Genomic DNA, 20,056 nt, shown 5'->3' with positions numbered 1-20,056 from the left:
CGCCCACGCTCATTCTACGGATCGCGCACATGCCCGACCGCGCATGTGACGGACGCGGACCCTTCACCGGTTGCGCGACTCACCGCAGGGCGCGGGCGCTAGAGGGCGAGGGGCGGGGCCGGGGTGGAGGACGGCGGCGGCACGGGGCGCAGCCGGCCGCCGGTCGCGGCGAACCAGCAGCCGACGATGATCAGCGGGAAGCCGATCAGCAGACCCGGCGTGAGCGGCTCGGACAGGACGATCGCGCCCAGCACGATCGCGACCACCGGGTTGACGTACGTGAACAGCGGAGCGCGCACCGGCCCCACCTCCCGGATGAGGGCGAAGAACGCCAGGAACGCCAGCGCCGTGCAGATCACCGCCAGGGCGAGCAGCGCCCCGAGCGAGGGCAGCGTCGGCACCTCGTGCTGTGTGAGGAGACCGATCGGCAGATAGACGAGGCCGATCATCAGCAGGGACAGCGTGATGGTGCCCAGCGACGGCACGTCGGCCAGCTTTCGCGCCACGATGAAGGGCGCGATCGCGTAGAGCACCGCGACCAGCAGGACCTCACCCGCCGCCAGCAGACTCACGTCGCCGCCGAACAGACCGGGGCCGGCCACCACGATCGCGACGCCGACGAAACCCACGAGCAGACCGATGCCCCGGGCGGGGCGCAGCACGCCGCGGTCGCCGCCTCCGAGCGCGATCAGCGCCGCGAACAGCGGAACCGTCGCGACCAGGAGCCCCGTCATCCCCGACGGCAGCGTCATCTCCGCGTGACCGAGGAGCACGAAGGGCCCGGCCATCTCGACAGCGCCGAACGCGAGCACCCAGGGCCAGTGCCGGAGCGCCGCGCGCAGGGCTCCGCTGCGCAGCGCGAACGGCAGCAGCAGCAGCGCCGCGATCAGCGTGCGGCCCGCGACGATCGCCGGCGGGGAGATCGACTCCACCGCGATGCTGATGAACAGATAGGGCACGCCCCACAGCAGGGCCATGACTCCGAAGAGCAGCCAGCCCCGGCGCGTGAAGCCGGAGTGCGGGGTCACAGCACGCGCCGCCCCTCGAAGGCACGACCGAGCGTGACCTCGTCGGCGTACTCGAGGTCGCCGCCCACGGGCAGCCCCGACGCCAGGCGCGACACCGTGATCTGCATCGTGGTCAGCAGCCGGCTCAGATAGCTCGCGGTCGCCTCGCCCTCCAGGTTGGGGTTCGTGGCGATGATGACCTCCTGCACCGTGCCGTCGGCGAGGCGCGTCATCAACTGTGCGATGCGCAGATCGTCCGGTCCGATGCCCGCGATCGGGCTGATGGCGCCGCCGAGCACGTGGTACAGGCCACGGAACTCACGCGTGCGCTCGATCGCCGCCACGTCTTTCGCATCCTCGACCACGCAGATGAGCGCCTGATTGCGACGGGGATCACGGCAGATCGCGCACCGCTCCTGCTCCGCGACGTTGCCGCAGATCTCGCAGAAGCGCACGCGCACGCGGATCTCGGTGAGCAGCTCGGCCAGCCGCGCCACGTCGAACGTGGGCGTCTGCAGGATGTGGAACGCGATGCGCTGCGCGGACTTGGGCCCGATACCGGGAAGCCGGCCGAACTCGTCGATCAGCTCTTGGACGATGCCGTCGTACATCAGGAGAACCTCGTGGGGGGCTCGTAGGGCTCTTCGCGAAGGAACGTCGCTCCGAGCACCTGGCGGATCACGGCCTCACCGTAGCGCTGCACGCCCCCGGCGGCGGGGGTGCGCTCGACCACGACGGGCGGGGTGGCGACCGACGGAGCGGCGGCCCTGGACGGCTGCGCGGTGGGGCGCGCCGCTGGTGGGGCGGACGGGGATCGCGGCTCGTACGCCGGCTCGTACGACGGGTCGTAGGGCGGCTCGTCGTCGAAGGCGGGCGCCTCGTCGTCTCCGGGCAGCGGCGGCTCGTCGCGGTCCACGGCACCGTCGGCCGGTGGGGCGGGCGCGGACGAGGCGGCCTCGACCTCTTCGGGCTCCTCGTCGACCGCGAGCGCCGGGGCGGCGGCCACCGGCTCCGCGGTGGGGATCGCGGCCACGGCCCACTCGGTCACGGGCGCGGCGGAGTCGCTGCGGACCTGCGGGCGGGCTCGCGCCGCTGAGGCAGGCTCCGATGCGGGTGCGGCGTCGGCGGGGGCGCTGGACCCGGAGGATGCGGGCTGGCGCGGCGCTCCCCCCTGCGGTATCGGTGCCGGCAGATACTTCACCCGGACGCCGACCTCCTGCTCGATCGCGGAGCGCAGGTGGTCGGACGGACCGGAGCCGGGCGTGGTGCCCTTGAACTTCGCCACGTCGTGCTGGCTCGTGAACCCGAGCGTGAGCACCTCGGAGTCGGTGTCGTACGCGAGCGGCTGCACCGCGGTAGCGAGCAGCCACGACGTGCGGCTGATGCCCTCGAGCCGGGTGAGCACCGAGGGCCACGCCGCGCGGATGCGGTCGAACGTGACCGGGCCGGCGGGGGGCGGCGAAGACACGGACGGCGCCGACGCGGTGTCGTCGGCGGCGGCCGAGCCTCCGGCGTCGGAGCCCCCGGAGGCGGAGGTGGAGGCGGAGGTGGAGGCGGAGGTGGAGGTGGAGGTGGCGCGGTCGGGGCTCGCGGGATCGGAGGCCCGATCGGTCGACACCGCCTCATTCGCCGCGGAGGACGCGGGCGCTGCGGGAGCCGACGCGGCCGGTGCCCCGGTCGAGGCGGGCGTCGGCACAGCGGGAGCCGCGGACGGCGCCGGGGCCGGTGAGGGTGCAGCGGGAGCCCCGGACGAGGCGGGCGTCGCCGACGTTTCCGGCGCGGCGGACGCCTGCGCCATGGCCGGCGCGGGTGGCACGGCAGACGGTGCTGCGGCCGCGGCCGACGCGGGAGCCGCAGCCGGCGCGGGGGCCGATCCCCCGAGCGAGGACGACGCGGTGACCGGAGCAGCGCCCGCGCCCGAGGCCTCCGCCAGCACTCTCGCGACCATGAGCTCGAGGTGGAGGCGGGGCGACGTGGCGCCGGACATGTCGTCGAGGGCCGCGCTCACGACATCGGCCGTGCGCGAGAGCCGGAGCGCCCCGAACGCCTCGGCCTGGCGGCGCATGCGGTCGAGCTCGTCCTCCGCGATGCCGCGCAGCACCGCGGACGCCCCCGAGCCCACGGCGGCGATCACGATCAGGTCGCGCAGGCGTTCGAGCAGGTCGTCGACGAAGCGCCGCGGATCCTGCCCGGTCTGCACCACGCGGTCGATCGCGGGGAAGGCCGCGGCGGCATCGCCCGCGGCGAGCGCATCGACGATCTCGTCGAGCAGCGCCCCGTGCGTGTAGCCGAGCAGCGCCACGGCGCGCGCGTAGCCCACGGTGACCGTCTCCGACCCGGCCGGGGAGTCGGACCCGGCGATCAGCTGGTCGAGCAGCGACAGCGTGTCGCGGGGACTGCCGCCGCCCGCACGCACGACGAGCGGCAGCACGCCCTGCTCGACGACCACGCCCTCCTCGGCGCACAGCTTCTCGACGTACTCGAGCATCGCGGCGGGCGGCACGAGCCGGAACGGGTAGTGGTGCGTGCGCGAGCGGATGGTCCCGAGGACCTTCTCGGGCTCGGTGGTCGCGAAGATGAACTTCACGTGCTCCGGCGGCTCCTCCACCAGCTTCAGGAGCGCGTTGAACCCCTGCGGCGTGACCATGTGCGCCTCGTCGAGGATGAAGATCTTGTAGCGGTCACGACTCGGGGCGAAGGTGGCCCGCTCACGCAGGTCGCGCGCGTCGTCGACGCCGTTGTGGCTCGCCGCGTCGATCTCCACCACGTCGAGCGACCCGCCGCCCGCGCGGGACAGCTCCACGCAGCTCGGGCACGTGCCGCACGGGGTGTCGGTCGGGCCCTCGGCGCAGTTCAGGCAGCGCGCCAGGATGCGGGCCGACGTGGTCTTGCCGCAGCCGCGGGGACCGGAGAAGAGGTAGGCGTGACCCACGCGGTCTCCGCGCAGCGCCGTCATGAGCGGATCGGTCACCTGCGACTGCCCGATCATCTCGCCGAACGTCTCGGGGCGGTAGCGGCGGTAGAGGGCTGTGGTCACCACCCCAGCCTACGGCGTGCCACCGACGTTCGGCGGGTCGCGCCCCCTCCTCGACGGAGGAGGCGCGGCCCGGCTCAGTCGATCGGCTCGACGACCGGAATCGCGGTCGTGATCACCGGCACCGAGGCCGACAGTCGCGTGCCGTCGTCGCGCCGCGCATCGGCGAACTCCCGCAGCGTCGGCCGCCCGGCGATCACGGGCCCCTGGTCGGCCAGCCGCACCACCGCCGGGTCCTCCAGCGTCGCGAAGTACGCGGTGTCACGCACGCTGAAGGGCACGGGAGGGCCGCTGCGCACCTCGACCCGCAGCTCCTCGCGCGTGACCGTCACGGTGAGCGCCGACCCCTGCCACTGCAGCGGGAACGACAGCGACGGCCACCCCGCCGGGAGCCGCGGGTCGAAGCTCAGGTCGCCCGCGTAGTCGCGCATGCCGCCGAAGCCGCACACCAGCGCCGTCCACACCCCGCCGGCCGAGGCCACGTGCACGCCGTCCGACGCATTGTGGTGCAGGTCGTGCAGGTCGACGAACAGCGACTGCTCGAAGTACTTCTGCGCCAGATCCTGGTACCCCACCTCCGCGGCCAGGATCGACTGCACCACGGCCGACAGCGTCGAGTCGCCCGTGGTCAGCGGGTCGTAGTAGTCGAAGTCGGCCTTCTTCTCCTCCGGCGTGAAGTGGTTGCCCTGCAGGAACAGCGCCAGCACCACGTCGGCCTGCTTCAGCACCTGGAACCGGTAGATGACCAGCGGGTGGAAGTGCAGCAGCAGCGGCCGCTGATCCGCCGGCGTGTTCGCCAGATCCCACACCTCGCGCTCCAGGAACAGCGAGTCCTGCGGGTGGATGCCCAGGCTCTCGCTGTACGGGATGTACATGGCCTCGGCCGCCCGCTCCCACGACTCCGCCTCGCCCGACCCCAGCCCCGTGCGCTCGACCAGTGCCGCGTAGTCCTCGGGGTAGCTGTCGCGGATCTCGCGCACCACCTTGGCCGCGTAGCGGAGGTTGTAGCGCGCCATGACGTTCGTGTACAGGTTGTCGTTCACGACCGTCGTGTACTCGTCCGGCCCCGTGACGCCGTGGATGTGGAACGTCTGCAGGCCGTCACCCGCGTCCGACTGCTCGACCAGCCGCGCACCGCGCCAGAATCCGAGCGTCGCCCACAGCCGCGCCGTCTCGATCGCGATGTCGGCACCCTCGCGGCGCAGGAACGCCTCGTCGCCCGTCGCGCGCACGTACTTGCCCAGCGCGAAGCTGATGTCGGCGTTGATGTGGTACTGCGCCGTGCCGGCCGCGTAGTACGCCGACGCCTCCTCGCCGTTGATCGTGCGCCACGGGAACAGCGCGCCCGCCTCGTTGAGCTGCGCCGCCCGCCGACGGGCGGCGGGAAGCATCTTCACCCTGGCGCGCAGCGCGTTGTACGCCCACCGCGGCGTCGTGTAGGTCAGGAACGGGAGCACGTAGATCTCGGTGTCCCAGAAGTAGTGGCCGCTGTAGCCCGAACCCGTGAGGCCCTTCGCCGGGACGCCGGCCCCGTCCGCGCGCGCCGAAGCCTGCGCGAGCTGGAACAGGCACCAGCGCGTGGCCTGCTGCAGGTCGTCACGCCCGCCGATCTGCACGTCGCTGCGCTCCCAGAACGCGTCGAGCCACTCGCGCTGCCGCCGGAACACCGACTCCACGCCCTCATCGGTCGCGCGATCGAGCGAACGACGGCACCGGTCGACCAGCTCCCGCGTCGGCACGCCCCGCGAGGTGTGGTAGCTGACGAGCTTCGTGATGGTGATCGGCACGCCCGCCTTGGCCTGCACCCGGAACACGTTCTTCGCGATGTCCGGCTCGCACAGGGTCCTGGCGTTGTACTGGTTCTCGGTCTCGACGATGTGGTCGGCCACCACCGCGACGGTCATGCCCGACGCCGCGACCCGGTACGACAGCGCCGAGCGCAGCCCGTCCTGCCAGTGCTCCGCGGGCTCCAGCACCCGGTCGGCGATGCGCTCCGCCTTGCGCGGGTCGAAGCCCGCGCCGCTCTTGGCTCCGATCGGCGTCCCCGCGTAAACACCGGCGCCGTCCTGGCGGTTCAGCAGCTGGCAGCTGATCGTGACGGGCGCATCCGCGTTCTCCACCACGACCTCGAGGCGCAGCACCGCGAGGTGACGCTCCTCGAAGCTCACCAGCCGCTGATCCCGCATGCGGACCCGCTTGCCTGACGGCGTCTCCCACACCACGCGACGCTCCAGCACGCCCGTGCGCATGTCGAGCGTGCGGGCGTACTCGCGCACGTCGGCGTCGTCGAGCGAGATCGGCTCATCGTCGACGTACAGCCGCATCACCTTGGCGTCCGGCGCGTTCACGATGGTCTGCCCCACCTCGGCGAAGCCGTAGGCCTGCTCGGCGTGGCGGATCGGCCAGGTCTCGTGCAGCCCGTTGATGAAGGTGCCGTGCTCGTGCGCACCGCGGCCCTCGATGTGGTTGCCGCGCAGGCCGAGGTAGCCGTTGCCGACCGAGAACAGCGTCTCGCCGACACCCTCCTCCGAGTAGTGCGTCTCGATCAGACGCCACGGGTCGACGGGGAAGCGGTCGCGGTCGATCATGCGGTCTCCGGGATGTCGGTGCGGGTGTCGGGAAGCAGGGCGGCGAGGTCGTCGACCACGTGCGTGGCGCCGGCGGCGCGCAGCGCGTCGGTACCGGTGCCGCGATCCACGCCGATCACGGTCGCATAGCCGGCGGCGGCGGCGGACGCGGCACCGGACGTGGCGTCCTCGACCGCGACGCTGCGGGCGGGGTCGACGCCCAGGCGGACGGCACCCGCCGCGAACATGTCCGGCGCGGGCTTGGAGGCCAGGCCGTCGTGCTCCGCGACCACGCCATCGACCACGACGCGGAAGAACGAGCGGATGCCGGCGGCGGCGAGCACCTCCTCGGCGTTCTTCGAGCTCGACACGACGCCCATCGGCACACCGGCCGCGTGCAGCCGCTCGACCAGAGCGAGCGAGCCGGGGAACGGGGCGATGCCCTGCCCGCGCAGCGACGCCGCGAAGGCGGCGTTCTTGCGGTTGCCGATCCCGCACACGGTCTCGGCCGAGGGGTCGTCGTCGACCGATCCCCACGGCACCTCGACGTTGCGGCTGCGCAGCAGGCTCGCGACCCCGTCATAGCGCTTCTTGCCGTCGACATACGCGAAGTAGTCCTCGTCGGTGTACGGCGGGGTGATGCCCCAGCGCGCGAACACGTCGTCGAAGACGGCCTTCCACGCCCTCATATGCACCTCGGCGGTCGGCGTGAGCACGCCGTCGAGATCGAACAGCACTCCATCGGCGAGGAGCAGGTCGGGCAGCGCTTCTGGCACAGGGCCTCCAGGAGAAGGGCGAGGGACGGATCGGCACCTCTCCGTGCCACTGTGCCAGCGTAATGCGGGCGGCACGCACGGGGTAACCCCGCAGCCGCGATCAGAGCAGCTCGGCCGTCTGCCTGGCGATCTGGAGCTCCTCGTCGGTCGGCACCACCAGCACCGTCACGCGCGACGCGTCGGTCGAGATCACCCGGATCCCGCGCTCTCTGGCGGTGTTGCGCTCCTGGTCGAGCTCGACGCCCGCGAAGCCCAGGGTCGCCAGGGCCGCCGCCCGCACCGGGGCCGCGTTCTCGCCGACGCCCGCCGTGAAGGAGATCACGTCGACCCCGCCGAGCTGCGCGATGTACGCCCCCGCATAGGCGCGGAGCCGGTGCACGTATACGTCGAAGGCCAGCACCGCCGCCTCGTCGCCCTCCGCGACCCCGGCGAGGATGTCGCGCATGTCGCTGCGCCCCGCCAGCCCCGCGAGTCCGCTGCGGGTGTTCAGCAGCGTGTCGAGGTCGTCGATCGTGTACCCCGCGCGCCGCGACAGATGCACGAGTGCCGCGGGGTCGAGGTCGCCCGACCGCGTGCCCATGACGAGCCCCTCCAGCGGCGTGAGCCCCATCGACGTCTCGACCGAGCGACCGCCGTCGATCGCGGTGACCGAGGCCCCGTTGCCGAGGTGGAACACCAGCTGGCGCAGCTCGCCCAGCGGTCGGTCGAGGAAGCGGGCCGCGGCCTCGCTCACGTACTGGTGGCTCGTGCCGTGGAACCCGTAACGGCGCACCCGGTGCTCGGCGGCGAGCTGCGCGTCGATCGCGTAGGTGTAGGCCGCGGGCGGAAGCGTCTGGTGGAAGGCCGTGTCGAACACCGCCACGTGCGGGACGGCGTCGAACACCGCACGCGCGGCCCGGATCCCGGCGAGGTTCGCGGGGTTGTGCAGCGGGGCGAGGACGGCCAGCTCGCCGATCTGCCGCTCCACGTCGGCGTCGATCAGCGTGGGGGCGTAGAAGCGTGCCCCGCCGTGCACCACCCGATGCCCGACGGCGACCGGCGGGTGCGCGTCGAGGGAGGGCCCGTGCGCCGCGAACTGCTCGCGCATCACCTCGAACGCGGCCGCGTGGTCGGGGATCGGCCGCTCCTCGCGGTACGTCGCATCGAGCATGGTCGGCACCGCGTCGGCGGCCACGACCGGGCGGACGGTGTGGGACACCGGGCTCGACTCCTGGCCGATGCGCTCGATCAGCCCGCTCGCGAGCTCGTCCTCCCGCTCGACGTCGATCAGGCTGTACTTCAGCGAGGAGGATCCGCTGTTGATCACCAGGATCGCGCTCACGCCCGCTCCCCCTCTGCGCTCTGCGCCTGGATGGCGGTGATCGCGACCGTGTTGACGATGTCGTCCACGAGCGCCCCGCGCGACAGGTCGTTGATCGGTCGGTTGAGACCCTGCAGCACCGGACCGATCGCGACCGCTCCCGCCGACCGCTGCACGGCCTTGTAGGTGTTGTTGCCCGTGTTGAGGTCGGGGAACACGAAGACCGTCGCGCGGCCGGCCACCGCGGAGTCGGGCAGCTTGGCCTTGGCGACCGCGGCGTCGGCGGCGGCGTCGTACTGGATCGGGCCCTCCACGGGCAGCTCCGGCGCGCGCTCCCGCACGAGCGCCGTGGCCTGGCGCACCTTGTCGACGTCGGCGCCGCTGCCGGACTCCCCCGTGGAGTACGACAGCATCGCGACGCGCGGGTCGATCCCGAACTGCCGCGCCGTCGTCGCCGACGAGATCGCGATGTCGGCCAGCTGCTCCGCCGTGGGGTCGGGGATCACGGCACAGTCGCCGTACACCAGGACGCGGTCGGCGAGCGCCATCAGGAACACGCTGGACACGACCTCGACCCCCGGCTTGGTCTTGATGATCTCGAACGACGGGCGGATCGTATGGGCTGTCGTGTGCGCAGCCCCCGACACCATGCCGTCGGCGAGACCCAGGTGCACCATCATGGTGCCGAAGTACGACACGTCGGTGACCGTGTCGGCCGCCCGCTCCAGCGTGATGCCCTTGTGCGCGCGCAACCGGGCGTACTCCTCCGCGAACCGCTGCACCAGCTCGGGGTCGGTGGGGCTGAGGATCTGCGCGTCGGCGATGTCGACGCCGAGCTCGGAGGCCCGCGCGCGGATGGCGGCCTCGTCGCCCAGGATCGTGAGGTCGGCCACGTCTCGCGCGAGCAGCGTCGCGGCCGCGCGGAGGATGCGGTCGTCGTCGCCCTCCGGCAGCACGATCCGGCGACGGTCGGCCCGCGCCCGCTCCATCAGGCCGTACTGGAACATCAGCGGCGTGACCACGTGGGCCTCGGCGAGCCCGAGCTGCTCGGTCAGCTCGGCGATGTCGACGTGCGCCTGGAAGAGACCGAGCGCCCGCTCGTAGCGCCCGCGGGCATCGGCCGTGATCCGTCCGCGCGTCCCCATCACCCGCACCGCCGTGTCGTAGGTGCCCAGGTCGGTCGTGATGATCGGCACGGACGACGCGAACCCGTCGAGAAGCTGCAGGATGGGCGCGGGCAGCGGGAACGGCCCGTTGAGCACGATGCCGGCGATGCGCGGGAAGGTCCCGGAGGAGTCGGCGAGCAGGGCGGCCAGGAGGACCTCCGTGCGGTCGGCGGGGATCACGACCACGGCCTCCTCCGTGATCCGCGGCAGCACGTTCACCATCGACATGCCGGCGACGACGATCGACAGGGCGACCGCGGTCAGGCGCTCCTCGTCGCCCGCGAGCAGCGTGCCGTCGATCGCGGCGAGGATGCCGCGGATGGACGGTGCGACGAGGGCGCGGTCCTCCGGGATCGCCCACACCGGGGTGCGGTCGGCCGGAAGCACGGCGCGAACGGCGGCGACGATCGGCTCCAGCGCCTCGGGGTCGGCGCGGTTGACCGCCACGGCGAACAGCTCCGCCCGTTCCGCGGCGAGCTCGGACAGCGCGAGAGCGGCGATCTGCCCCACGGCGGCCGGCGTGCGGGCGGTGGTGGTGCCCAGCTGCTCGGCCTGACGCTGCTGGTCGCGGCCGCTCAGCACGAGCAGCACGGGCGCGGCGAGGTTCGCGGCGATGCGCGCGTTGAACCCGAGCTCCGCGGGGCTCGCGACGTCGGTGTAGTCGCTGCCGACGATCACGACCGCGTCGCACTGCGCCTCGACCGCCTTGAACCGCGCGACGATGGTCGCCAGCGCGGCCTCGGGGTCGGCGCGCACGTCGTCGTAGGTCACGCCGATGCAGTCGTCGTAGTCGAGCTGCACGCCGTCGTGCGCGAGCAGCAGCTCGAGGATCTCGTCGCGCTCGGCGACCGACCGCGCGATGGGTCGGAAGACGCCGACGCGCGGGGAGACGCGCATCAGGGCGTCGAGCGCCCCGAGGGCGATCGTCGACTTCCCGGTATGGCCTTCGGCCGAGGTGATGTAGATGCTCCGCGCCACGCCCCCAGCTTAGGCGGGGCGCCGTCGGACGCGCCCGGACGGTGCCGTGACTAACGCGCCGTCACTCGCACGGTCCGGACAGAGCGTCGACCACGGCCGTCGCATCCTCCTGGTAGCGGGCGTAGTACTCGCGGTCGGTGTTGATCTGCACGCGGTGGATCGCGTGCGACGCCGGCATCGACTGCCACTCCGGAAGCCGCCCGAGACGCTCGTAGAACAGCGTGGCCGAGGCCGCGGGGTCCATCCGCTGCTCGACGCTGCCCCACCAGTCCTGCTGCTGGAACAGGCCGATGCTCGTGGTGCGCGAGCCGTCGGGGTTGGTCCAGCCGCGGGTCTCCCAGTCGCCGTAGTCGATCGCGCGCAGGCTGCTCTCCCCCATCGCGGTCATCACGCCGAGGATCTGCCCGTCGCGCCCGAAGCCGAGCGCGGAGGCCGTGCGGATGATGGTCGCCGCGTTCTCCAGCTGTTCGCCGCGCCACCCCTGGATGCCCGCCGCGGGGAAGGTCTCCGGGCGGTCGATGCAGACCGGCGCGGGGTCGCGGGCCAGGCCGAGCGGGATGAGCACCAGGAGCCCTGCGACCACCGCCACCACGCCGGCGGACACGAGCAGACGCCGGCCGCGCGTGCGCCAGCGCGCACGGGATGCCGTCCGGCGCCGCGCGGCCGCACGACGCCGAGCCGCCGGAGACCTCTTCGCCGCGGGCCTCCGCCGGGCGGCGGGCTTGCCCGCCCGCGGCCTCGCGCGGGACGCGGTCACGGGCGCACGGCTCCCGCCGCCGGATGGGAGCGCCGCCCGATGAGCGCCGCGACGCCGCCGCCGATCGCGCCGAACAGGTGCCCCTGCCACGAGACGCCGTCGGCCACGCCGATCACGCCCGCGAGCATCGTGCCGCCGTAGACGCCGATCACGACCACGGCGATCACGGCGTAGAGGATGCGATGGGCGACGCGCCCCGGCGCGAACACGCGCATCACGACGTAGCCGAAGTAGCCGAACACCAGGCCCGAGGCGCCCACCGTGAGCGTGCCTGGAGCGTTCACGAGCCAGGTGCCGACCCCGCCGATGACCGCGACGATCACGGTGACGGCCCAGAAGCGTCGCGCCCCCTCGACCGCGACCAGGCAGCCGAGCACGAGGAACGGCACAGAGTTGGCGATGAGGTGCGCCAAGCTCGCGTGCAGCAGCGGGGCGAGGACGATGCCGCTGAGCCCCGACAGGTCCCACGACCGCAGACCGAAGCCCGTGAACGATCCGGGCAGCACGGCATCGGCGAACTGCACGAGCCACATCACCGCCAGCAGCAGCACCGGCGAGGCGAAGCGGGCGAGCGGATGCGGCGGCCGCGAAGGAGGGGGGACGGTCACCGCTCGATTGTCGCAGGCCCGTCCGACGAACGCCTGTGTACCGTGCCCGGCAAAAGAAAAGACCCTCCGCGCACCCAGCAGAGCCCGGTTACCCTTGCTGCGTTTCCGCCCTGGGGGAATTGGCCTGGATGCCGCCACGCGGAGAGCCGTCGTCCACTCTACCCGACCAGCGGCGGGGCGACGAACCCACGCGGGCATGGTCCCGCACGCCGCGCGGAGCGTACGATCGATTCACGCGCATCGTTGCGTCGACGTGAGAGGGATCGCATGCCTGAGAACGCCCCCCTGACCCCGGTCACGATCGACGCCGAGCGATTCGCCGCCCAGACGGCGGCGATTCTCGGCTCGATCAGCCAGGTCATCGACGGCAAGCCCGACGCCGTACGCAGCGCGCTCGTGTGCCTGCTCGCCGAGGGCCACCTGCTCATCGAAGACGTGCCGGGCGTCGGCAAGACGATGCTCGCCCGCGCACTGGCCGCGAGCATCGACGCCACGGTCCGCCGCATCCAGTTCACGCCCGACCTGCTGCCCGGCGACGTCACGGGCGTGTCGGTGTACAACCCGGTCGACCGGGAGTTCGAGTTCAAGCGGGGCGCCGTGTTCGCCCACATCGTGATCGCCGACGAGATCAACCGCTCCTCCCCCAAGACGCAGTCCGCGCTGCTGGAGGCCATGGAGGAGGGCCAGGTCACGGTCGACGGCTCCACGCACCGCCTGCCCGACCCGTTCCTCGTGGTGGCGACGCAGAACCCGCTGGAGATGGAGGGCACCTACGCCCTCCCCGAGGCGCAGCGCGACCGCTTCATGATGCGCATCTCGATGGGCTACCCCGACCCGGGCGCGGAAGCCCTCATGCTGCGGCAGCGCGACGTGGTGAACCCGCTCGCCACCGTGACGCCCGTGGCCGACGCCGCATCCGTCGCGCAGCTCATCGCGTGGGCGCGGGCCGTGCACGTGGCCCCGGCCCTGGAGGAGTACGCGGTCGCACTCGCCCAGGCCACCCGCTCCGACCCGAGCCTGCATCTCGGTGCCAGCCCCCGCGCCACCCTCCAGCTCGTCCGCGCGGCGAAGGTGTGGGCGGCCCTCGACGGCCGCGACTACGTCATCCCCGACGACATCACGTCGCTGCTCCTCCCCGTGTTCGCCCACCGCCTGCTCCCCGCGCGCGGCGCCCACCGCGCCGGAGCCCAGCCCATCGAGGCCGCGCTCACGCAGATCGCCGAGCGCGTGCGCGTCCCGGTCGCCACCCGCTCCTGAGACCCCCGCCATGCGACGACGCCGCCTCCTCACCCGCCGGGGCACCGGCACGCTCGTCGCGGCGTTCGGCTGCCTGGTCGCGGCCAACGTGCTCGGCGCGCGCATCCTCCTCTTCATGGCCGTGTTCCTGGCCGCCCTCACCCTGTTCTCCGCGCTGGCGGTGCGGCTGCCACGGCGCTCAGGGACGGTCGCGCGACAGATCTCGACCGACCTGCTCACGGTGTCGGAGGCCTCGCGGGTCACGGTGCGCTTCACGCTGCGGGCGCTGCGGGTGCCGCACGGCCTGTGGCATGACGTGCTGCCCGACGCGGTCGCCGGAGATTCCAGCGGCGAGTACCCCGCCGAGACCGCGCAGCTGAGCTACCTCATCACGGGGGTGCGGCGCGGCGTCTGGCCGCTCGGCCCCCTCATGCTCCGCACGGTCGACCCGTTCGGACTCGCGCAGCGGGAGCAGGCGTTCGGCGACACCCGGACCATCACGGTGGTGCCGGAGGTGTTCGCCCTCACGCCGCTCGCCGTGCGCATCGGGGCGGCGGGAGGGACGGCCCACACCTCGTCGACCCGCCTCGGACAGGGCAGCGACAACCTGTCCCCCCGCGGCTACGCCCCCGGCGACTCCATGCGCCGGATCCACTGGCGGGCCACGGCCCACCGCGGCGAGCTGATGGTGCGCCAGGAGGAAGAGGAGTCCAGCCCCGACGCGCTGGTCGTCCTCGACCGGAGCGCCGGTCGCTGGGACCCGCAGGGCGACGCCGCCGACCCGGCCTTCGAGTCCGCGGTGTCGCTGTGTGCCTCGGCCGCCCTGCACCTCGCCGCCGAGGGCTACAGCGTCGACGTGATCGACACCGCGGGCACGCTGCTCGGCGCGCTCCGCGGACACGAGGACGACCGCGACGGCCTGCTCGTCGCACTCGCCCTGGTGACCCCGCGCGGCGAGGCCCGGGAGCTCGCGGCCCTCGTCGGCGGCACCCCGCCCGGGCCGCTCGTGTTCGTCACCGGACGCGTCGACGAGGAGGACGCGGCGCTGCTGCGTCCCGCGGGAGCCGCGGCCCCGCTGCTGTTCGCCACCGAGCCGCTGCCGGGTGCGGCCGACGCGGCACGACAGCACGGGTGGACCGTCGCCGCCCTCGGCACCGACGTCGCCGAGGCCTGGGACGACGCGCTGGCCGCGCGGAGCGGAGCGGGCGATGTTCCGCGCTGAGCAGCCGCGCGCCGCGACCCCGCCGCCGCGCACCGTGCCGCGGTGGCACCGCGACCGCGACGAACCGGATCGCGTCGTCGCCACGGGCGTGCTCGCCGCGGTCGGAGCGCTCGTTGCCCTGTGGCCGTTCACCTCGGTGATCACGCCGGGGGCCTGGTCGTTCACGGTCGTGCTGATCGTGGTGGCCGTGGTGGGCACCGGGATGCTCGCCCGTCACCTCCTCCGCCGCCGGCGCGCGGGACTGGGCGACCTCGGCGCGCTGCTCGCCCAGGTCGCGGTCGCGGTCGCCGTGCTCACGCTGCTGCTCGCGGGCGACACCGCGATCCTGGGGGTCGTTCCCACCGCGACGACCCTCGCGGTGTTCCAGGGCCTGGGGGCGGCCGCATGGGAGCAGATCGTGTTCGGCTCGGCGCCGCTCGACGCCTCCCCCGCACTGGCGGGTGCCCTCGGTGCGGGCTTCGCCGTGGTGGCGATCCTGCTCGACCACCTGGTCGCCCAACGCTCGGCCGTGCTCGCCACCGTGCTGATCGGCGTGATCGGCGCCGTGCCGATGATCGTGACCTTCGGCGACCCGAACGTCGCCTGGTTCGTGGCCCTCGCGCTCACGGCGCTGCTGCTGTTCCGGGTCACCGCGCAGCGCGACGGCTCCTCTCCGCGCCGGAGCCCGCTGTCGGTCGCCGTCGGGGTCGGCGCGGCCGCCGTCGTCTCCGCGCTCGTGGTGACGCCCGCGCTGCCCGTCGCCCCCACCATGGCCGGCACCGGCGTCGGCGTGACCGTCGACGCGTCGCTGCGCCTCGGCGACGACCTGCGCCAGCCCAACCCGGTCGAGGTGCTCACCCTCGCCACCGACGCCGCCACCGCGCCCTATCTGCGCCTGACCACGCTGTCCCGCTTCGACGGCCGTGTGTGGCAGCCCGACCGCGGCGACCTGCAGTCGCAGGCGGACGGCTTCGGGGAGCCGGAGTGGAGCGAGGGCGTCGCGACCGAGGACGCCACCACGTCCATCCGCATCCTGCGCATGTCGAGCACCTGGCTGCCGGTGCCGTACCCCGCCACCGACGTGTCGGGATTGAACGGGTCGTGGCGGGTGGCCCCCGAGAACCGCACGCTGTACTCGCGTCGGTCCGACGCCGCCGGCAACGACTACACCGTGAACTCCACGCGCGTCACGCCGACGCTCGAGCAGATCCGTGCGGTCGACGCGGCCCCGCCTCTCGCGGATCCCGACATCGAGGACGTCGAGCTGCCCGGGATCATCGGCGAGCTCGCGGCCGAGGTGACCGCCGACGCGGACACCGACTACGACCGGCTCGTGGCGCTGCAGAACTGGTTCCGCGCGCAGTTCGACTACTCGCTGGAGACGCCGGTGGAGGAGGGCTTCGACGGCACCGGCGCCGACGCCGTCGCCCGCTTCCTGGAGGAGCGCTCCGGGTACTGCGTGCACTTCGCCGGCGCGTTCGCCCTGATGGCCGAGAGCCTCGACATGCGAGTGCGGATCGTGGTCGGGTACCTCCCCGGTTCGCTCACCGACGAGAAGCGCGGAGACGAGTCGATCTTCTCCGTGACGAGCGACCAGCTGCACTCCTGGCCCGAAGTGCTGTTCCCCGGCATCGGCTGGGTGTCGTTCGAGCCCACCGCGTCGCTCGGCGTCCCGACGGCGTTCCGCGCGGGCGAGGCCCAGGGCGGTGCGACCGGCGGGATCACGGAGCCCGCGCCGACCACGGCGCCGCAGACGCAGGAGACGCAGGGCCCCGACGTCGACCGGGGTGACGCGGACCCCGGGTCCGCGGGATCCGGAGAGCTGCGCCGCCTCGACCCGACCCCGGTCGCGCTCGTGACGCTCGGGGTGGTCGTGCTGCTCCTGCTCCCCGGGATCGTGCGGCTCATCGAGCGGCGGATGCGGATGCGTCGCGCGGCCCGAGGCGACGCGGCCGCCGCGTGGGCGGAACTGCGCGACACCCTGCTCGACCTGGCGCTGCCGGTGTCGGACGCCGACAGCCCCCGTGCGCGAGCCGCCGCCCTCGCGCGCGACCGTGGCGCGGACGCCGCAGCCCTGCAGCGCCTCACCACCGCGGTCGAGCGCGCCAACTACGCCCGCCCCGGCGCACAGGGGACCGACGATCTCGCGGAACCCCTGCGTGCGGTGCTGTCGAGCCTGCAGCACAGCGTCGACGGCCCGACCCGGGTGCGCGCGCGACTGCTGCCGCGGTCGCTGTACGCCCCGCGCGGAGCGGATGCGGCGCTGCTGGCCTGAGCGCCCCCGCGGGTGATCAGGACGCGGCGGCCTCGGCGGGGTGCGCGGCACAGCGCACGGTGTCGCAGTCGTCGCACACGACGAACTGCGCCCGGCACGAGAGGTCGGGGCAGTTCGCGGTGCGCTTGGTCGCGGCGCCGCAGCCCGCGCAGCGACCGATCACCCGGGCGTGATCGCTGAAGTCGACGGAACCGCGGCCGTCGAACACGTACAGCGAGCCGTCCCACAGCCCGTCGTCGCCGAACTTCTCGCCGTAGCGCACGATGCCGCCCTCGAGCTGGTACACCTCGCCGAACCCGCGGGCCGTCATCAGGCTCGACAGCACCTCGCAGCGGATGCCACCCGTGCAGTACGTCACGACGGGCTTGCCCTTCAGGTCGTCGTAGACCCCGGAGTCGAGCAGGTCCACGAAGTCGCGCGTGGTCTCGGTGGCGGGCACGACCGCGCCGCGGAAGCGCCCGATCTGCGCCTCGAGCGCGTTGCGACCGTCGAAGAACACGACCTCCTCGCCGCGCTCGGCCACGAGCTCTTGCAGCTGTTCCGGGGTGAGTCGCGCTCCGCCGCCGACGACGCCGTGCTCGTCCACGCGCAACTCGCCGGGCGCCCCGAACGACACGATCTCGTCGCGCACCTTCACGCTCAGCTTCGGGAAGTCGAGGCTGCGGCCGTGCTCGTCCAGCCCTGTGCCCTCGCTCCACTTGAGGTCGACGTCGCGGAACGGCGCGTACGACCGGAACGAGCGCGCCCACTTCTTGAGTGCGGGGAGGTCGCCACCGAGGGTGCCGTTGATGCCGTCCTTCGAGATCAGCAGTCGTCCCCGCAGTCCCAGCGCCTCGCCGAGGTCGCGCTGCCACACCCGTATCGCCTCGGGATCGGCGAGCGGGGTGAAGGCGTAGAAGAGGACGATCTTGGGGGTTGCCACCCCGGAATCCTACGTCGCCGACCTGACCGCGGCCGGGGTCAGAGGCGGTCACGTGACGTCGCGGCTCAGGAACGCGAGGCTCCCCCCGCCGACGGCCGCGAGCACCCAGGCCGCCGTCAGCCCGGCCGGGAGAAGGCCGTACAGCTGATCGCCCGTGGAGAGCCCGACGGCGGTCACGTCGAACCCGAGGGTCTGGAGGAACGCGAGCAGCGGAAGACTCGCGGCCCCGGCGCTCCAGAACAGCGCGACGAGCGTCGCGACCCCGAGCGACAGGGACGTGACGAAGAGCGCGACGAGGTGGGCCTGGACGATCATCCCGATCCCCACTCCCCACAGGCCGGCGAGGGCACCGAGCGCGAGAGTGGCGCCCACCGCCGCTGCGTCCAGGGGAATGCCGCCCATCGTGGCCCACAGCACGACGTGGCCGCCGAGGAGTGCGACGAGCGCGACGGCCGCTCCCCCGATCGCCGACGTCGGCAGCCGGACCAGAAGGACCGCCCACCGCGGCAACAGCATCAGACGCTGCGCGATGACGCCGTCGCGCCGATCGACCGTGTACCGGAACGAGCCGTAGACCGCCGCGAGAACGGCCGCGGAGGTCGCCAGGACGGTGTGGAGCGGCGCGGTGAGGGTGTCACGGACACCGGCAGGGGCATCCGCGAGCTCTGAGGGAATGCTCGCCGCGAGCGGGAGCGAGATCACGAGCGCCGCCACCGCCGCACCGAGCAGCACGAGGTCGCCGCCGACGTCGCGCGCCTGCGCACGCAGAGCCCGACCGATCACGCGACGGCCCGGCGTCCTCGCGCCCACGCGATCCCGACCAGACCGCCCGTCCACACGAGCGCGACGCCCAGCGCCGGAAGGAGGTCGAGCAACCGCCCCTGATACGCGGGGGCTCCGATCGCGGCGAGGACCATGCCGGGCGAGTACCTCGCGACCTCCGGCGCCGTCCGCAGCAGCGCGAACTCCACGGCCAGCGGATAGGCGAGGAGGATCGCCGCCGTCACGTAGTAGTTCCGGGTGATCCAGCCGATCGCACCTCCGAGGAGAGCGCCGAGGACGGCGCCGACGAGCGCGCCTCCGTACATTCCCCAGGCGTCGTCGCCGAGGACGAAGGACTGCCCCTCCCGTGTCAGGAGGATCGCGGCGGCCGCCGTCCAGAGCACGCAGATGACGAGAGAGGTGCCGACGGCGACCAGCGCCCCCGCCACGAGCTTGCCCGCGAAGGCGCGCCGGAACCCCACGGCGACGAGGGTCCGGTCCATCGAGCCGTAGTAGTACTCGCGGGTGACGGTGTAGGCGCCCACGAACGCGGCCGAGAGGGCCGTCCAGGCGAGGGGCTGCAGAACCTGGAGTGTCGCGGCGGCGGGCTCGAGGCCCGCGAGGTCGAAGTGCGAGCCATCCGAGCAGAGAACGTACACCGGCAGCAGGACGGCGACCAGGAAGATCGCGAGCACGGAGAAGCCGCTCACCGAACGCAGCAGCTCGCTGCGAATCACCGACGTCACGCCGACACCCCCTCGATCAATTCGAAGTACCTGCTCTCCAGCGACTCGGCGTCGCTCGTGACGAGATCCCGCAGCGGCCCCGCGAACAGGGCGCGACGCTTGAGCACGACCACCTCATCGACCACCTGTTCGAGCTCGGGAAGCTGATGGCTCGCGATCAGCACCGTGCCGGCACGGTCGGCGAAGCTCCGTAAAAAGCCGCGAAGCCAACGAATGCCGTCCGGATCCAGCCCGTTCGCCGGCTCATCCAGGATCAGTGTCCGCGGCGAGCCGACGAGCGCGGTCGCCAAGCCCAGTCGCTGCGCCATCCCCGTCGAGTAGGTCTTGACGCGGCGGCGGGCGTCGGGCGCGAGTCCCACCTCGTCCAGCACCTCATCCACGCGCTGCGACGGAGCCCCCGCCGCCAGCCGGGCGATCTCCAGATGCCGTCGCCCCGTGATGCCCACCTCGAACCCGAACCCGTCCATGTGGACTCCGACGTGCGTCGCGGGGTTCTCCAGCGACGCGAACGGGCGGCCGTCGATGAGGCACTCCCCCTCCGTCGGTCGCAGCAGCCCGACGATCGCTCGGAGGGTGGTCGACTTACCCGCCCCGTTCGGGCCGAGCAGCCCGACGATCGACCCGCGCGGCACCCCGAATGAGAGCCCATCGACCGCCGCCCGATGGCCATACCTCTTGGTGAGCCCTCGGACCTCGATCGCCCGATCCTTCCTGTTCATCC

At 72.9% G+C, this 20,056-nt stretch carries 16 protein-coding genes and 1 other RNA gene; 3 read left to right on the top strand and 14 right to left on the bottom strand.

Annotated features, from left to right (window positions below; genetic code table 11):
• Positions 1-98: 98 nt before the first annotated feature.
• From ACFV3I_RS16745 to ffs, 10 genes are all read right to left on the bottom strand, one after another.
• Positions 99-1,028 (bottom strand): DMT family transporter, encoded by a 930-nt coding sequence (locus ACFV3I_RS16745; RefSeq protein ID WP_136032139.1) that lies wholly within the window; start codon positions 1,026-1,028, stop codon positions 99-101.
• Positions 1,025-1,618 carry a recombination mediator RecR gene (gene recR, locus ACFV3I_RS16740; RefSeq protein WP_136032137.1) on the bottom strand — a complete coding sequence of 198 codons (594 nt, stop codon included), beginning with the start codon at positions 1,616-1,618 and terminating at the stop codon, positions 1,025-1,027. The genes ACFV3I_RS16745 and recR overlap by 4 nt, the downstream gene beginning before the upstream one ends.
• Positions 1,618-4,044, bottom strand: a complete 2,427-nt coding sequence (locus tag ACFV3I_RS16735) for a DNA polymerase III subunit gamma and tau (protein ID WP_378823696.1) — start codon at positions 4,042-4,044, stop codon at positions 1,618-1,620. Before ACFV3I_RS16735 ends, recR begins: the two co-directional genes overlap by 1 nt.
• A gap of 74 nt (positions 4,045-4,118) precedes the next feature.
• Positions 4,119-6,629, bottom strand: a complete 2,511-nt coding sequence (locus ACFV3I_RS16730) for a glycoside hydrolase family 65 protein (RefSeq protein WP_136034891.1) — start codon at positions 6,627-6,629, stop codon at positions 4,119-4,121.
• Positions 6,626-7,384: a beta-phosphoglucomutase family hydrolase gene (locus tag ACFV3I_RS16725; protein ID WP_378802675.1), complete on the bottom strand. Its 759-nt coding sequence runs from the start codon at positions 7,382-7,384 to the stop codon at positions 6,626-6,628. Before ACFV3I_RS16725 ends, ACFV3I_RS16730 begins: the two co-directional genes overlap by 4 nt.
• Positions 7,385-7,484: 100 nt before the next feature.
• Positions 7,485-8,705 carry an acetate/propionate family kinase gene (locus ACFV3I_RS16720; RefSeq protein WP_136037140.1) on the bottom strand — a complete coding sequence of 407 codons (1,221 nt, stop codon included), beginning with the start codon at positions 8,703-8,705 and terminating at the stop codon, positions 7,485-7,487.
• Positions 8,702-10,828 (bottom strand): phosphate acetyltransferase, encoded by a 2,127-nt coding sequence (gene pta, locus ACFV3I_RS16715; RefSeq protein ID WP_378823693.1) that lies wholly within the window; start codon positions 10,826-10,828, stop codon positions 8,702-8,704. Before pta ends, ACFV3I_RS16720 begins: the two co-directional genes overlap by 4 nt.
• A 61-nt stretch (positions 10,829-10,889) precedes the next feature.
• A complete protein-coding gene (locus ACFV3I_RS16710; RefSeq protein ID WP_247982047.1) occupies positions 10,890-11,585 on the bottom strand; it encodes a hypothetical protein in 696 nt (231 codons plus the stop codon).
• A complete protein-coding gene (locus ACFV3I_RS16705; protein WP_378823692.1) occupies positions 11,582-12,193 on the bottom strand; it encodes a rhomboid family intramembrane serine protease in 612 nt (203 codons plus the stop codon). Before ACFV3I_RS16705 ends, ACFV3I_RS16710 begins: the two co-directional genes overlap by 4 nt.
• Positions 12,194-12,247: 54 nt before the next feature.
• Positions 12,248-12,344: signal recognition particle sRNA small type (gene ffs / locus ACFV3I_RS16700), an RNA gene on the bottom strand.
• A gap of 116 nt (positions 12,345-12,460) precedes the next feature.
• Here ffs and ACFV3I_RS16695 point away from each other — a divergent pair.
• From ACFV3I_RS16695 to ACFV3I_RS16685, 3 genes are read left to right on the top strand one after another with little or no spacing between them, the layout of a single operon-like run.
• Positions 12,461-13,450: a MoxR family ATPase gene (locus ACFV3I_RS16695; RefSeq protein ID WP_136028517.1), complete on the top strand. Its 990-nt coding sequence runs from the start codon at positions 12,461-12,463 to the stop codon at positions 13,448-13,450.
• 10 nt (positions 13,451-13,460) lie between these two features.
• A complete protein-coding gene (locus tag ACFV3I_RS16690) occupies positions 13,461-14,651 on the top strand; it encodes a DUF58 domain-containing protein (RefSeq protein WP_206252923.1) in 1,191 nt (396 codons plus the stop codon).
• Positions 14,638-16,905 carry a transglutaminaseTgpA domain-containing protein gene (locus ACFV3I_RS16685; protein ID WP_378823690.1) on the top strand — a complete coding sequence of 756 codons (2,268 nt, stop codon included), beginning with the start codon at positions 14,638-14,640 and terminating at the stop codon, positions 16,903-16,905. Before ACFV3I_RS16690 ends, ACFV3I_RS16685 begins: the two co-directional genes overlap by 14 nt.
• 16 nt (positions 16,906-16,921) lie before the next feature.
• Here the strand turns inward: ACFV3I_RS16685 and ACFV3I_RS16680 are convergent, their stop codons facing one another.
• Genes ACFV3I_RS16680 through ACFV3I_RS16665 form a run of 4 tightly spaced genes read right to left on the bottom strand, consistent with a single transcriptional unit; the run spans position 16,922 to position 20,054 of the window.
• A complete protein-coding gene (locus tag ACFV3I_RS16680; protein WP_378823689.1) occupies positions 16,922-17,827 on the bottom strand; it encodes a rhodanese-related sulfurtransferase in 906 nt (301 codons plus the stop codon).
• A gap of 48 nt (positions 17,828-17,875) precedes the next feature.
• Positions 17,876-18,610 (bottom strand): hypothetical protein, encoded by a 735-nt coding sequence (locus ACFV3I_RS16675; protein ID WP_247637621.1) that lies wholly within the window; start codon positions 18,608-18,610, stop codon positions 17,876-17,878.
• Positions 18,607-19,335 (bottom strand): ABC transporter permease, encoded by a 729-nt coding sequence (locus ACFV3I_RS16670; protein ID WP_136037038.1) that lies wholly within the window; start codon positions 19,333-19,335, stop codon positions 18,607-18,609. Before ACFV3I_RS16670 ends, ACFV3I_RS16675 begins: the two co-directional genes overlap by 4 nt.
• Positions 19,332-20,054, bottom strand: coding sequence for an ATP-binding cassette domain-containing protein (locus tag ACFV3I_RS16665; RefSeq protein WP_136034221.1), 723 nt, complete (start codon positions 20,052-20,054; stop codon positions 19,332-19,334). Before ACFV3I_RS16665 ends, ACFV3I_RS16670 begins: the two co-directional genes overlap by 4 nt.
• Positions 20,055-20,056: the final 2 nt, after the last annotated feature.

The sequence above is a fragment of the Microbacterium sp. NPDC059771 genome (genome assembly GCF_042732495.1).
In the GTDB taxonomy this organism is placed as follows: Bacteria; Actinomycetota; Actinomycetes; order Actinomycetales; family Microbacteriaceae; genus Microbacterium; species Microbacterium sufflavum.
Note: the sequence above shows the minus strand (reverse complement) of the source record. Positions and strands in the feature narration are given on the sequence as shown.

Coding starts and splice junctions, on each gene's coding strand:
- recR (WP_136032137.1), bottom strand. CDS start 1,618: ATGTACGACGGCATCGTCCAAGAGCTGATCGACGAGTTCGGCCGGCTT.
- ACFV3I_RS16730 (WP_136034891.1), bottom strand. CDS start 6,629: ATGATCGACCGCGACCGCTTCCCCGTCGACCCGTGGCGTCTGATCGAG.
- ACFV3I_RS16695 (WP_136028517.1), top strand. CDS start 12,461: ATGCCTGAGAACGCCCCCCTGACCCCGGTCACGATCGACGCCGAGCGA.
- ACFV3I_RS16690 (WP_206252923.1), top strand. CDS start 13,461: ATGCGACGACGCCGCCTCCTCACCCGCCGGGGCACCGGCACGCTCGTC.
- ACFV3I_RS16685 (WP_378823690.1), top strand. CDS start 14,638: ATGTTCCGCGCTGAGCAGCCGCGCGCCGCGACCCCGCCGCCGCGCACC.
- ACFV3I_RS16665 (WP_136034221.1), bottom strand. CDS start 20,054: ATGAACAGGAAGGATCGGGCGATCGAGGTCCGAGGGCTCACCAAGAGG.